We start from the raw sequence: 13,988 nt of genomic DNA, 5'->3' as shown, positions 1-13,988 counted from the left end.
TTGCAGTCCTCATTTGTGGCGACTCTAGCATGAGATCGATGCATGTACAATAAATTTTGCTTGCATATACATCGATAACGGGTATCCTCGTTTCGCTCGCAACAAGGGCACCTCGATCATACGCATGTATATGCATCGATATTCGAAGGAGATGTAATGCCCACCTACACAGTCACTAGCGCCAACCTCACCCTTTCGACTTCCCAGAAGGAAAAGATCGCTGAAGCGATCACACAAGAACACCACGGCAGCACTGGCGCTCCCGGTTTCTTCGCACAGGTGATCTTCCGGGCGCTCGACGAAGGCGAGCACTTCATTGGCGGCAAGACGAACCGCTCGCCGCACGTCTTCGTGCACGGATTGATACGAGCCGGGCGCACGGAAGAGGTCAAGCAATCACTGATGTCCGGCGTCCGTGACCGACTGCTGGAGATCGCAGATGTCGGCCAGGAGGATGTCTGGATCTACCTGCAGGACATTGCTGCTCCCCAGATGCTGGAGTTCGGCAGGTTTCTTCCCGAACCGGGTGCCGAGGATGAATGGCGAAGAGGCATTTCACCGCAAAAGCTGGCCGATTTCGCGCGGGCCGGTGTTGCGGCCTGAGAGCTCATTCCTGGGAGGGAACCATGACGGCAATCATCGAAACCACAATCGGGAAACCTTATGCGCGTAGCAGCGAGCGAAAGGTCATTCTCGCTTCATCACTTGGCACGGTCTTCGAGTGGTACGATTTCTATTTATACGGCTCGCTGGCGGCAATCATCAGTGCGCAGTTCTTCTCGGGCGTGAACGAAACGGCAGGTTTCGTCTTTGCTCTTCTCGCGTTTGCAGCAGGCTTCGCAATTCGTCCGTTTGGCGCCCTGTTCTTCGGCCGATACGGAGACATGATCGGCCGCAAGTACACGTTTCTCGCAACCATTGTCCTCATGGGTCTTTCCACCTTTCTCGTGGGCATACTGCCATCCTATGAAAGTTGGGGCATTGCGGCGCCGGCCTTGCTCATCGCCTTGCGCATCGTTCAGGGCCTTGCGCTTGGCGGTGAATATGGGGGCGCTGCGATTTACGTCGCCGAACACGCACCAGAGGGTCGCCGCGGATTCCACACCGCCTGGATCCAAACCACGGCCACCTTGGGCTTCCTGTTGTCGCTCATTGTCATTCTGGTCGTTCGCACCGGTCTCGGAGAAGAAGCGTTTGCGTCCTGGGGCTGGCGTGTCCCGTTCCTGTTTTCGATCTGCTTGCTGGCGATTTCCGTGTGGATCCGTCTGTCGCTCAACGAATCCCCGCTGTTTCTGAAGATGAAGGCTGAAGGTAAGACCTCGAAAGCCCCGCTGACGGAAACCTTCGCGTCAGCCAGCAACGTCAAGCTGATCCTGATTGCACTTTTTGGCATCGTCGCTGGCCAGGCGGTGATCTGGTACACTGGGCAGTTCTACGCACTCTTTTTTCTGACCCAGACCCTCAAGGTCGACTCGGTGACCGCCAGCCTGTTTATCGGGTTCGCGCTCGTCGCCGGCACGCCACTCATTCTATTCTTCGGATGGCTCTCCGACAGGATTGGCCGCAAGCCCATTCTGGTGGCGGGCTTCCTCCTCTCGGTCGTCTTCTACTTTCCGCTGTTTTCACAGCTGACGATCGCCGTGAACCCCAAACTCGCCGCGGCTATTCAATCGTCTCCGGTGGTGGTGGTGGCAGACCCTGAAACCTGCTCGTTCCAGTTCAACCCTGTTGGGACCTCGGCCTTCACCAGTTCCTGCGACATCATAAAATCGTTCCTGGCAAAGGCATCGGTCAACTATTCGAACAAGGAGGCCGCCCCAGGCGACACCGCCCATGTGCTCGTCGGCGATCGACGCATTGACGGTTTCGAGGCGCGAGGACTTGATCCCGCAACCGCAAAGGCACGCAGTCAAGTCTTCGGCAAGCAGCTTGGCGAACTCTTGGCGAGTGTCGGCTATCCTACCAAGGCCGACCCTCACGAGATGAGCTTTGGCCGGATCATGCTGGTCCTCATATGCCTCGTCACGCTCGTCGCCATGGTCTACGGCCCGCTCGCGGCGACGCTTGTCGAGTTGTTTCCAACCCGCATCAGGTATACCGCCATGTCTCTCCCCTACCACCTCGGCAACGGATGGTTGGGTGGTTTCCTGCCGACAACGGCCTTCGCGATCGTCGCCGCCACGGGTAATATCTACTATGGCCTCTGGTACCCGGTGGTTATCGCCACCCTGTCCCTTGTGGTGGCCATTTTCTTCCTTCCCGAGACGGCGAAGAACCGCCTCAGCGATTAGCAATATGGCGCGGCCGTAGCGACGACGCGGACGGCCGCGCCGGAATTCGTCACAAGCCCCATTGGGGTTGGGAGGTTAAAATGATTGATCTGAGAAGTGACACCTGCAGCCGTCCGACGAAAGCGATGCGCGAGGCTATCGCCAATGCCGATGTCGGCGATGACGTCTATGGCGACGATCCTACGGTGAAGGCGCTGGAAGCCGCAACCGCAGAACTGCTCGGCAAAGAGGATGCGGTCTATATGCCGACCGGCACCATGACCAATCAGGTCGGCATCCGCGCTCACACAGAGCCGGGCGACGCCGTGATGTTCGACCAGAACGCACATGTCTACATCCTCGAAGGCGGCGCCCCTTCAGCCTTTGCCGGCGTCTTGCCCAGGCTTCTTCCGGGCGTTCGGGGCATCTTCAGCGCCGGGGACGTAGCGGCGGCCCTGGGCCAGCCTCATCCCTTCTTCCCGGCAACGATCCCCGCCCCTGTTCGGCTGCTTTGCCTGGAAAACACCCATAATATCGGCGGCGGATCGGTCTGGCCGATGGAGGCAATTTCGGCAGTCGTCGACGTGGCCCGTGCGCGGGGCGTGGCGCTGCATCTCGATGGTGCCAGGCTCTGGCATGCGACTGCCGCCACCGGCATTCCGGAATCGCAATACGCCGCCGGCTTCGACACGGTCAGCGTATGTTTTTCCAAGGCGCTCGGCGCACCGGTTGGCTCATGCCTGGCGGGCACCAAGGAGTTCATCACGCGTGCGCGACGCTTCAAGCAGCAGATCGGTGGCGGGTTCCGCCAAGCTGGGATCATCGCAGCTGGCGCGCTCCATGCTCTTGAGAACCATCGCTCGCGGCTGGGAGAAACGCACGCCAATGCGCGCCGCTTCGCCGAACGACTGGCAGAACTCGACGGCATCGCCCTTGATCTTTCAACCGTCGAAACGAACATCGTCCGCTTCCGTCTGACACGATCAAGGGCATCGGATTTTGTCGAAGAGGCGCACAGGCGCGGGCTCTTCATGCTACCCTCCGGAGCAGATGCTGTGCGCGCGGTGTTTTATCTGGACATCGCAGAGGACGATGTCGTTAAGGCCTTGAAGATTGTCGAAGAGAGCCTCTCAGCAGTACCGGTTGTTACCAGCGTCGCCGAGGAAAAAATGCAGCGCGGCGCAGGGTACTAACCCGTTCATCGCAATCCGCGGGGATGGTTCGGACGGGCGACGACAAGGTCGGTTCCCGTCGATACATTATGCGACGCCAAAAGAACGCGACAAGCACATTTAATGTTCGAATTTGCGATCACGTTCAAAGCGACGCGTTGGGTATTCCAATCGGCGATGCGATCATACTTTGAGTCGATTTCCTCAATTCAGATGCAATGGCAACCTTCTCTCAACGCCGGATGGTCTGGCGTTCAAAAAGGAGAAATCAAATGATCGCCAAGCACCTTATCATCGCCGCTGTTGCCTCGTTCGCCGCAATCGCAAGTGTCGGCACCGCATCCGCCACTGGCCGTTATTACGAAGGCATTGACTCGCACGCTTCGCACCGGGCCACATCGTTTGTTCAACAGGCTGGCAAATCTGCGAGCACCAACACCAGCGCAAAGGCGGCCAACTGATGGTTTCTGGGTATCGCCGTCCGTAGCGTTACGGCGGAGAACAAGGGCCGGAAGCGTGTTTACAACTTCGAGCCCGCCAGCTGCCAGCATCGCAGGCGCTTCGGCGCCCGCGATGCATATCCGACAGCAGGGAAACAGTGTCGTGTTCAAGATTGGCCGGCGCCTACGGCCATCGCGGACCCGGTCTCATCGGGTGTGTTGATCGTTCCGCCCCGGATCGCAAAATGAGAACAACATCTGACTAACCCGCCCGGTGCGCCCCCGAATTACTCCTTCCACGCAAGTTCGACTGCACGGCCAATACTATCGTGCAATAGCTTTACCTCACCTACTGGGCGATCTGTGTTGAATCAGATCAACGGCAGGAGCGGACCATGTCATCGCCGTCGCTAGTCACCAAGGGATGCGAACAACAGGGAGACAGGATCGGCAACCGAACATGAACCGCGGTATGGGTGATCTGACAACTGTAGCCGCATCCCGAAACCTACGGCGCAAGCGGCTTGTTGCCACGGCCGCCAGCTTGATCACCCTTGCGGTGTTTGCACTCGACCTATGGAGCCCATTGCAGGGTGCCGTCGCCGTCCTATACGTCATCGTCATACTTCTGGTCGCGCAAATCAGTCCGCATCGCACAGTGCTACTCGCGGGTGTCGCTTGCGCTGTACTTGCCCTGTTCGCCTTCCTTATCGATCACATGGGGAATTTGCTTGACTCGGCTACGGTACGGTTTGGGGTCAGCCTCGTCGCCATCTCGGCCGCGACACTATTGTCGATGCGGGATCGATCAGCTCGCACCACACTTGCCGAGCAGGCACGCCTACTCGAACTCAGTCACGACACGGTCATCATTTGCGATAGGAACGACAACATCATCTACTGGAACGACGGTGCACAGGCTCTTTATGGATGGGCCCGTGACGAAGCCATCGGCCAAAGCTGCAATCGCTTGCTTCAGAGCAACTTCCTGATGCAGGACGTGGGTGCCGCACTGGAACAGGCGGGGCAGTGGTCGGGAGAACTTACCCGCACACGGCGAGATGGCACACAAATCGTTCTTGCCAGTCGCTGGCTGCTGCGCCGTGATCCAGAAGGGAATGCGATTGGCGTGATCGAGAGCAGTGCCGATGTGACCGAGCACAAGCGTGTCGAGGCCGAGCGGCAACGATCAGAGGAACGGTACAAGACCATTTTCAACGGCGCTGCCTTTGCAATGTGGGAGGCGGATTGGACCGAACTCCATGCGCACGTATGTCGGACGTTGCCGGCTGGCGCGAACTGGGCTGATTGGCTCGGCAACCACCCCGAAATCTTGCGGGACGCCCTCGCCCGCGTCTACGTGCGCGATGTCAACACAGCAGCGCTTTCGCTGTTTGATGCACCTTCGCGCGAAATGCTGCTCGGCAATAGTACACTTGCCCGCGTCCCGACCGGCTCGGAGGCAGAATTCGCCAAGGTTCTCGCTTCATTGATGGGGGGGGGGGCCGACCTTCCGGAATACGAAGTGCGCTACCTGGCGCTTTCGGGACGTTCAATCGACGTGCTGTTGCGTGTACGACAGCTTCCAGATGCCGAGCCCTGGTCGCGGGTACTGGTGATGGCGCTCGATATGACCGAGCGCAATGAAGCGCGCGCCAAGCTGGAGCAAACGTCCGCCGAGCTGGCGCATGCCGCGCGGATCTCCACCCTCGGCCAATTGGCCACCTCAATCGCCCATGAGGTGAACCAGCCGCTTTCCGCCATCATCACCTATGGCAAATCGGCCAAGCGTTGGCTGTCGAGACAGGAGCCCGACATAGTCGAGGCGATCAACTGCCTCGATGAGATCGTCTCTAACAGTAGCCGCGCCTCCGATGTGATAGCGGGGGTTCGTACGCTCGCCAAACGCGGCCCCATCGAGACGGTACAGTTGGACCTCGCCGAACTGGTGGACGAGTCCCTGGCACTCATCGAGCGCGAGGCGCGCCAGCATCATATTGCCGTACGTGTTACGAACCGCGAAGGACCGGTGTCGGTGATGGGTGACCGGGTGCAGATCCAGCAGGTTCTGGTAAACCTGGCCATCAACGCCATCCACGCCATGCGCGGCATCGACGGCCGCAGACATGAGCTGCGCGTCGATTTCACGGCCGATACCGATGGGATGGTGCGCGTCAGCGTTCGAGATACCGGCAGCGGCATCCCCGGTGATCCTGCCCGGATCTTCGAACCGTTTTTCACGACGAAGCGTGAAGGCATGGGAATGGGGCTTTCCATTTGCCGGTCGATCGTTGAGGCGCAAGCCGGACGAATTCACGCAGTCAACAACGCCGGTCACGGCGCGACGATATCCTTTACTCTTCCCCCAGCAGCACCGGAAATGAAGACTTAGCTACGACTAGGGTATGATAGTGATGGGACCACGAGGGGCGTATTTTTGGACATCCGGACGTCAAATGGCCGGGCAGGAGCACCCCTTTGAGACATCCAGTGACCATCTGCATTGTCGACGACGATGACGGCGTCCGATCCAGCCTCGCAAACTACCTTCGAGCGGCAGGGCTGTACGTGCGTGCATTCGACTCCGCGGAACTCTTTCTGACGTCTTCCTACAGCACGACTGCCGATTGCCTCATTACCGATCTGCATATGCCGGACCTTGATGGCTTGGGCTTGCAACGGGAGCTGAACAGGATGGGCAGGCGTTTCCCGGTTGTGGTCATGACGGCATTTCCGGCAATGGCTGCTCGGAGGGTCTCGTCCCAGCTTGGCGCTGCGGCCTTTTTCGAAAAACCGCTCGACCCGGACGCATTGCTTGAGAAACTTGAGGAAATCCTGCGATAGCCGAAGCACTGGCATCTGGTGACGGCAAGAACGATGAGGACGTATAATGACCATTCCAGGTGAAACAGCCAACTTGATTTGTGTCATCGACGACGATGCAGATATCCGCGGATCGCTGGACAGCCTGTTGCGCGCGACAGGTTTTGCAGTACGGACATTCGCCACGCCCGACGAATTCTTGGCCTGCGCGGAGGCCGATCACGCGACCTGCCTCCTCCTCGATATCCGCCTGCAAGGCGCGGACGGGCTGGATTTCCAAAAGCTCCTGTCGGACAACCTGGTTCCCGTACCGGTCATCTTGATTACCGGCCATGGCGACATTCCGCAGACGGTGCGCGGAATGAAGGCAGGTGCCGTGAACTTTCTCTCCAAGCCCATTGATGAGGACGCGTTGCTGACGTCCATACGGGAGGCCATCAGCAAGGATCGTGATCGCCGCCTCGCAGAGCGAAAGGGCGAGACTGTGCGCGCCTGCTACGAACTGCTAACCCCGCGAGAACGGGAAGTCATGTCGCTGGTGACCGCGGGCCTTTTGAACAAACAGGTTGCCGGTCAACTCGGTCTCAGTGAAGTCACCGTCAAGATCCATCGCGGCAATATGATGCGCAAGATGCAGGCCCAATCGCTTGCCGATCTGGTTCGCATGGCGGAAGAGCTGGGCGTCCGCGATACGTCCGCTGCCCGATACCGCGCACTGACGCAGTAGATCGCCTCGTCACCCGACACGCAGCCTATCGCTTATTATTGCAAGTCGAAGAGGTGCCGCATGCGCTCCGTCAGTCCGGGGGCCGAAGTTGCACCGAGGTCGTGGGCATGGGCCAACCGCAGCGATTGCGTTGCGACCCGTTTCGACAAGACCGCGCCGAGTGCGTCGGCAATGGCCGGCCGGTCGCGCAAAAGCGGAGAAAGGCCCTCCTGCGTGATCTCGTAGACGACCACGAAGGTCAGCGCCTCGATGGTTCCGGGTTCGCCAGCGCCGGTCAAAAGCCCGGCCTCGCCGAAATAGTCGCCCGGAGCGAACCGTGTCAGCTCCGTCTGCCGCTCGTCTTCGCGGCGGGTAACGGAAACGGTGCCGGTGCGAATGACCATCAGCGATGTCAGTATCGCCCCCTGCTGGACAAGAATGTCGCCCTTGCGGAAGGTCCGGCGGACCATGGTCGCAGCCAGCGCCTCCTTTTCGTCTTCGCTCATGGAGCCAAAAAGCGCGATGGCGTTGAGAAGACGATGCGGGGTTGTGTGTTGGCCAAGCGCCATATCCTCCCTCGTTCCCGGTGTATAGGTAGCGCCGTTGCTTTCTGCCAGCGGCGCGAGGAGCAACCCGCTTGCCTTGGCGTGCCGGTAGATCAGATCGAAGATCTCGGTCTTGGCCCGTCCCTCCTGTGCGATATCGGTGACACTGAACGAAAGCTCCAATTCGACCGCGTTTCCGTCCAGCATCGTGACCTGGATGCCGGGTTCCGGGACCGAAAGGATCGAATTGCTGCTGAGTAGGACCGAGCGCAACACCTCGATCATCGCCGAGGGTGCTCGCGTCGGGCGAAACCGCACGGCAAGTGTCACGCCATGACGCCGTTCCGGGCTACTGATATTGGTCAGCCGCGCCTTCGCCAGGTCGCTGTTCGGGACGATGATGAGGTCGTTGGCGCCAGTCAGAAGATGCGTTGCCCGCCAGTTTGTCTCGCTCACCCGTCCCACCATACTGTCGCCGAGCACCAGCCAGTCGCCGACTGCGTAGGGCCTGGAGAAGTTGAGCGCGATGCCGGAAAATAGGTCGCTCAAGGTGCTCTGCAGCGCGAGGCCGAGGATGATGGCGATAGCGCCGGAGGTTGCGATCAGCGTGCCGACGGGCGCGTTGAAGACATAGGCAACCACCGAAAGGATCGCGCCCACATAGATCACCCCGACGATCAGGTCCTGCAGAAAACGCACCTCGCTCGGCTGCCGCTCGAAGATCAGAAACACTCGGACGACGCTGATCAGCGACCAGGCTCCGTTGATCCACCAGATGGTCTTGGCAACGCCGACAAAAAACCTCTGCAGGATCGAAGTGCCGGCCGGGCCTGGCGCGTAGGGCACGATGTCGTGATAGAGGAGCAGCGTCGTTAACGCCACGAAGAAGACCAACTGCCCCACCATACGGCGCTTTGGATGGTTGCGAAGCAACAGGCGCGTGACGAGCGCGCCCACTGCTGCAAGCAGACCGGTCTGCACCATCGGATCGGCAATGGCATCCAACATCTCGCGGTTCTCTCAGTACGACCGGGCTGGTGAGCCCGGAGGCTTTAGGATCAGGAATCGGTGGGTCCGCGGTCGCTGCCGCAACCCTGAACTACCCAAGCGAGGCGGCTTTGGCGCGCAACTCCAGCAACCCCAGCAACAGCTCGTCGCGCTCTGCCTCCAGTTCTTCGATGGTGCGCGATCCAACTTCGGCGTGAACACTGTCGATGAGCCTTTTTTGCACGTCCGGTGTAAGCTGCGGCGATCCAAGGGATTTCCAGGAAGCCGTCATCGGGCCGGCAAATTGCTGCAAGAAGTGCTCGATGCCGCCCGGTCCGCCGCCGAGGTGGTTCAGCATCATGTTGCCCATGATGCCCCAGCGCAGACCCGGCCCATAGGTCAAAGCCGTATCAACGTCCCTTGCACTCAGAACGTTTTCGGCGACGAGATAATAGACCTCACGCGCCAGTGCTGCCTGCAGCCGGTTGGCGACATGACCAGGCAGTTCCTTGTTGATGCGCACCGTCCGCTTGCCAATCGTCGTGTAGAAATGGTCCGCCTGCTTGACGGTATCTTCCGAGGTTTTTGTGCCACCGACGATTTCGACAAGCGGCATGAGATGCGGCGGGTTAAACGGATGGCCGATGACACAGCGCTCGGGATGGGAGGCGGCACCCGATTGGATCTGGCTCATGGGAAGTCCAGAGGAGCTGGACGCGATGATGACATCCGGCGGCAACATTAAGTCGAGCTGGCGATAAAGGTCCTGCTTGAATTCGAACCGCTCAGGCCCGTTTTCCTGGACGAAATCGGTGTCCTTCACTGCTTCGGCAAGGTCGGGCGTAAAGACCAGCCGCAAGGGAGAAGCCCCCGGCGTCAGCCCCAACCTTTCGAGCGCCGGCCACGCGGCCTCGACAAACCGCCGTAGCGATGCTTCCGCATTCGGTGCAACGTCGGTAGCAACGACGTCAAGTCCCTTAGCCAGAAAGAGCGCTGCCCAGCTGGCTCCAATAACTCCCGTTCCGATCACTGCTACCTGATTGATGGGTTTAATATGAGACATGGATCGATCTCCCTTTAAATTGGTCAAGCAAAGGCGATGCCGGCGAGGTTGCCCTGGGCATAGAGAAGCATGCGTTTTTCGGAGCCATCGAGTTTGGCGGTGTAGATCGATCCGCCGAAGTCGGTGACGAACATTCGGTCGCCCTCTACGTCAAGGGCAATGCCGATGCCCTCCATCAGGCTCCCGAGCACGATCTCCAGCGATCGGGCGTTGCGGCTCGACGGGTCGATGAAAGCGCGGTTGACCGTGTTGCCGAGCGGCGGATTGCCGCGGTCGGTCCAGTACAGGACGCGGTTTTCGAGGTCGAGCTCAAGGTCGATCGGCTCCGGCAGGTTCTCGAACAGCGTCTCGATATCCGAGCGGGTAGCCGCCGTCTCGCCCTCGGGGATGTCCAGCCCCGCGCGGAAGATGCGACCGCAGCCAGAATTGTCGGGCCCCTTCTGCGTCCAGTAGACGTGTCGTCGCTTGGGATCTACCGTAATTCCGACGCACCAGCGGGCAGGATCGCGGCGATCGTCGTCGCCCTCGCCCGTTTGGACCAGCGTCTCGACATCCGTACCGTCGAGATTGGCCCGCATGACGCGCATGCCTTCGCGGTCACACCAGTACAGCTTGCCGCTTCTCTTCTCCAGATGAAGCTGCTTCGGCGTATGCGTGATGCCGGGAGCAACGATGACCCTGCGATTGCCGCCATCGAGATCGACGCGCTCGATGGAGCCGTCGTTCAGCTTGGGCACCCCCATATTGGTCCAATAGATATGACCGGCCGCCCGGTCGACCACGATGCCATCGGGCAGACGGCAGCCGGACACGATGACCTTCTGATCGGTGCCATCCGTCTTCATCGAGTGGATCCGACCGCCGCTCAGTTCGAGGACGAACAGCCGGGACAAGGCATCCTCGTGCTTGGGAGCTGGTTTCGGCTTTCCTGACACAACGTCCATTATCGTCGTTCCTTTCATGGGTGGTGGCTCGATGCCCGCTTGTTCAAGGCATCTCTCACATTGCTGAAGGGCAACAGCCCTATCGGGCCGTCATTGACTTCATGGCTCTGGAGAAATCGGGCGGCCGCTTCTCCAGGAAGGCAGCGAACGCTTCCTTCGCCTCTTCGGACCGGGTCTGCAGGCTGAATGCCCCATTCTCGGCATCCATCGCGCCGCGCACCTGATCACGGAACGGACGCTTCAGAAGACGCTTGGCGGCACGAAGAGCATCTGACGGCTTGGTCGCGAGCTTGTGTGCAGTTTCCATTGCCACCTGCAGGACATCCGGGTCGGGCACGATCTTTGTGACCAGTCCCATCTCCTGCGCACGTCCCGCGTCAAACGGCAGCCCCAGCAAGATCAGCTCCGCCGCGCGGGCATGACCGACGGTCAAAGGTAGCAGGTAGCTCGATCCGAATTCCGGCAGCAGCGCGAGGTTGATGAAGGGCAGCTGGAAGCGGGTGTTTTCGGATGCATAGACAAAGTCGCAATGCAGCAGCATTGTCGTCCCGCCCCCGACCGCAATACCCCTGACGGCTGCGATCAGCGGCTTGTCGAATTCAAGCAGCATATGCATCAGCTTGGACTGGGGGGATCCTCCCGCTTCTGGAGGATTTCCCAGGAAATCGCCGATGTCGTTACCGGCGGTGAACGCATCTCCCGCGCCGTGCCAAAGCACCACACGCACGCTCTCGTCCTTTGCCGCTTCATTGAAGATGCCGGCGAGATCCAGATACATGCTCGAGGTCATCGCGTTCTTTTTCGCGGGCCGGTTCAACGCGACGCGAAGAATGCCTTCGCTCCGTTCGGTGACGATGTCGCCCATCATAAAACTCCTCATCTCGATCGCTTTTGCCGTTGTCGCAGAGCCGCTCTAGGCGGCTCGCCCCACGGCCTTCGGAATGGCGCCACTTGTTCTCAGGCCCTCTATGGCGCTCTTCTCAAAGCCGAGTTCCTCAAGGATTTCATCGGTGTGTTCGCCGAGGTCGGGTGCGCGCCTGGCGGGGACCTTTTCGACACCATGAACGCGGATGGGGCTGCTGATGGTCGATGTCAGCCCGCCCCCGGCCCCATCAAGGGAAACGACGATGTCATTGGCGACGAGCTGCGGGTCGTCGATCACCTCCTGGGGACCGCGGACCTCACCGAACGTGACATCCACGCCGGCAAAAACAGCATGCCAGTGCGGCATCGGCTGCGCGCCGAAAACCTCGTCGAAAATGGCGGTGAGCTGCGGCATGTTCACGGCGAGTTGCGCCGGTTCGGTGAAGCGCGGATCCGTCAGAAGATCAGGGCGACCGATCGCATTCGCCACAGCGGGGAGTTTGTCCGGTGTGACGATGAGCACGAACCAGGTGCCGTCGGCAGCCCGGTAGACGTTCATCGACGCATTGGCGGGATGCGCTCGATCGTGCATTGGCGGGAACTTGGCGCCAGCCAGCGCCGCCTGGATGGAAACGCTTGCCGACCAGACGCCCTCGGCAAGCAGCGATGTCGTGACATAGGAGCCCTTGCCGGTGCGCTCACGGCGATAGAGGGCGGTAACGATCGCCGAATAAAGACCGACCGCGGTCGCATTGTCGCCGCTGCCGCTCACGGGCCAGGTCGGCGGCGCACCGGCGTCACGGGTGAGCGACAGCAGGCCGCTCCGCGCCCAGTAAGAGGTGATGTCGAAACCCGGCAGATCCGCATCGGGGCCCTTTTCGCCGAATCCCGTCAGATCAGCATAGATCAACCGTGGGTTCCAGCCCACGATATCCGCGTATTCGAGACCGAGCCGCTTGCGGGCGACATGCGGGGTGTTGACGATGAGCACGTCCGCCCAGACGACGAGCTCGCGCAGAACCTGGCGAGCGCTCGGCGACTTCAGGTCGAGCGCGATGCCGCGCTTGTTGCGGTTGGCGAGATGCCATTGATAGGGCTTGTCGGCGCGTGGCTGGATCGGGGTCCTGTGCGCCTGTCGCCACGGGTCGCCCCGGGGCGGCTCGACCTTGATCACGTCTGCGCCGAAATCGGACAGGATGACGGCGGCGCTTGGGCCGGCTATGAAGCTCGATAGATCGACGACCTTGAGACCCGTAAAGATGTTTTCGCTTGCCATTGGAATTCTCCCTGAATGTCTGATGAGCTCGGTTCAGCGCCCGCGAAACTGGGGCGGTCGCTTTTCGATGAAGGCTAAGGTGCCCTCCCTCTTGTCTTCGGTGCCTGCGCACAGGCCGAAGTAGGCGGCCTCCAGCGCTAGCCCCTCGCTCTGCGTCGTCTCCATGCCCCTGTTGACCGCTTCGAGCGCATAGCGCACAGCGAGGGGACCGTTGGCGGCGATCTCAAGGAGGATCGCTTCAGCGCGTTGTATGAGTTCGGTAGCGGGCACGATCTCATTGACGAGCCCGATGCGGTGCGCTTCCTCCGCGCCGATCATTCCGCCGGTCAGGACGAGCTGAAGCGCCCGGCCCTTGCCCACCAGGCGCGGCAGTCGCTGGGTACCGCCGCCGCCAGGCAGCAGCCCGAGCCGGACTTCCGGCTGGCCGAACCTTGCATGCGGGGCGGCGATGCGGACGGTGCAGGCCATTGCCGTTTCGCAACCGCCGCCGAGGGCAAAGCCATTTATCGCCGCGACCACCGGCTTGCCGAGGTTCTCGATGGCGTCGAGAACACTTTGCCCGACGCGGCTCGACGCTTCCGCCTCGACTGCTGTCAGATGCGCGAGTTCGGTGATGTCGGCACCGGCGACAAAGGCCTTGTCGCCGGCGCCGGTCAGAATGACGCCTCGGATGGCAGCGTCATTGCGCGCATCCTCGAATGCGGCGCCAAGCTCCTGCCAGGTCGACCCGTTCAGCGCATTCAGCACCTTCGGTCGGTTGACGGTCACGTAGGCGATCGCACCTCTTTTTTCGTAGACAAGGTTGCTAAGGTTCAACCCACTCCGCTCGCCTGTGGTCAGGCTTGTGACAGTTGCGGGCATGGGGGTAACGGCTGACGAACCCATGGTCGTCTCCTCG

General features: G+C 60.5%; 13 protein-coding genes. 7 read left to right on the top strand and 6 right to left on the bottom strand.

Annotated elements, in window-relative coordinates; genetic code table 11:
* Window positions 1-156 precede the first annotated feature (156 nt).
* The 7 genes from ACN9MO_RS33210 to ACN9MO_RS33180 all read left to right on the top strand — a co-directional run bounded on the left by ACN9MO_RS33210 (window position 157) and on the right by ACN9MO_RS33180 (window position 7,432).
* Window positions 157-603, top strand: coding sequence for a tautomerase family protein (locus ACN9MO_RS33210; RefSeq protein WP_425988677.1), 447 nt, complete (start codon window positions 157-159; stop codon window positions 601-603).
* 23 nt (window positions 604-626) lie between these two features.
* Entirely contained in the window at window positions 627-2,291 is a 1,665-nt protein-coding gene (locus ACN9MO_RS33205) for an MFS transporter (protein WP_425988674.1), read from the top strand.
* 80 nt (window positions 2,292-2,371) lie between these two features.
* Window positions 2,372-3,463 carry a threonine aldolase family protein gene (locus ACN9MO_RS33200; RefSeq protein WP_425988671.1) on the top strand — a complete coding sequence of 364 codons (1,092 nt, stop codon included), beginning with the start codon at window positions 2,372-2,374 and terminating at the stop codon, window positions 3,461-3,463.
* Between the two features lie 251 nt (window positions 3,464-3,714).
* Entirely contained in the window at window positions 3,715-3,903 is a 189-nt protein-coding gene (locus ACN9MO_RS33195; RefSeq protein ID WP_112996565.1) for a hypothetical protein, read from the top strand.
* Window positions 3,904-4,354: 451 nt separating this feature from the next.
* Window positions 4,355-6,274 (top strand): PAS domain-containing sensor histidine kinase, encoded by a 1,920-nt coding sequence (locus ACN9MO_RS33190; protein ID WP_425988664.1) that lies wholly within the window; start codon window positions 4,355-4,357, stop codon window positions 6,272-6,274.
* 98 nt (window positions 6,275-6,372) lie between these two features.
* Window positions 6,373-6,726: a response regulator transcription factor gene (locus ACN9MO_RS33185; protein ID WP_425988661.1), complete on the top strand. Its 354-nt coding sequence runs from the start codon at window positions 6,373-6,375 to the stop codon at window positions 6,724-6,726.
* 46 nt (window positions 6,727-6,772) lie between these two features.
* Complete coding sequence (locus tag ACN9MO_RS33180; RefSeq protein WP_112996568.1) at window positions 6,773-7,432, top strand: response regulator transcription factor; 660 nt, start codon at window positions 6,773-6,775, stop codon at window positions 7,430-7,432.
* Between the two features lie 35 nt (window positions 7,433-7,467).
* Here the strand turns inward: ACN9MO_RS33180 and ACN9MO_RS33175 are convergent, their stop codons facing one another.
* The 6 genes from ACN9MO_RS33175 to ACN9MO_RS33150 form a co-directional block, all read right to left on the bottom strand.
* Window positions 7,468-8,964 (bottom strand): cyclic nucleotide-binding domain-containing protein, encoded by a 1,497-nt coding sequence (locus tag ACN9MO_RS33175; protein ID WP_425988658.1) that lies wholly within the window; start codon window positions 8,962-8,964, stop codon window positions 7,468-7,470.
* Between the two features lie 91 nt (window positions 8,965-9,055).
* Window positions 9,056-10,006 carry a 3-hydroxyacyl-CoA dehydrogenase NAD-binding domain-containing protein gene (locus ACN9MO_RS33170; RefSeq protein ID WP_112996570.1) on the bottom strand — a complete coding sequence of 317 codons (951 nt, stop codon included), beginning with the start codon at window positions 10,004-10,006 and terminating at the stop codon, window positions 9,056-9,058.
* A 23-nt stretch (window positions 10,007-10,029) separates the two neighbouring features.
* Window positions 10,030-10,950, bottom strand: a complete 921-nt coding sequence (locus tag ACN9MO_RS33165) for a 3-hydroxyacyl-CoA dehydrogenase (RefSeq protein WP_425988655.1) — start codon at window positions 10,948-10,950, stop codon at window positions 10,030-10,032.
* A gap of 79 nt (window positions 10,951-11,029) precedes the next feature.
* Window positions 11,030-11,815: an enoyl-CoA hydratase gene (locus tag ACN9MO_RS33160; protein WP_112996609.1), complete on the bottom strand. Its 786-nt coding sequence runs from the start codon at window positions 11,813-11,815 to the stop codon at window positions 11,030-11,032.
* A 48-nt stretch (window positions 11,816-11,863) separates the two neighbouring features.
* A complete protein-coding gene (locus tag ACN9MO_RS33155; RefSeq protein ID WP_425988651.1) occupies window positions 11,864-13,090 on the bottom strand; it encodes a CaiB/BaiF CoA transferase family protein in 1,227 nt (408 codons plus the stop codon).
* A 33-nt stretch (window positions 13,091-13,123) separates the two neighbouring features.
* On the bottom strand, window positions 13,124-13,975 hold the full coding sequence (locus ACN9MO_RS33150) for an enoyl-CoA hydratase-related protein (protein ID WP_425988648.1): 852 nt from the start codon (window positions 13,973-13,975) through the stop codon (window positions 13,124-13,126).
* Between the last annotated feature and the right edge of the window lie 13 nt (window positions 13,976-13,988).

Source organism: Ensifer sp. R-19 (genome assembly GCF_049905105.1).
Lineage (GTDB): Bacteria > Pseudomonadota > Alphaproteobacteria > Rhizobiales > Rhizobiaceae > Ensifer.
The sequence above is the reverse complement of the archived record's forward strand: the minus strand, read 5'-3'. Positions and strand labels throughout refer to the sequence as shown.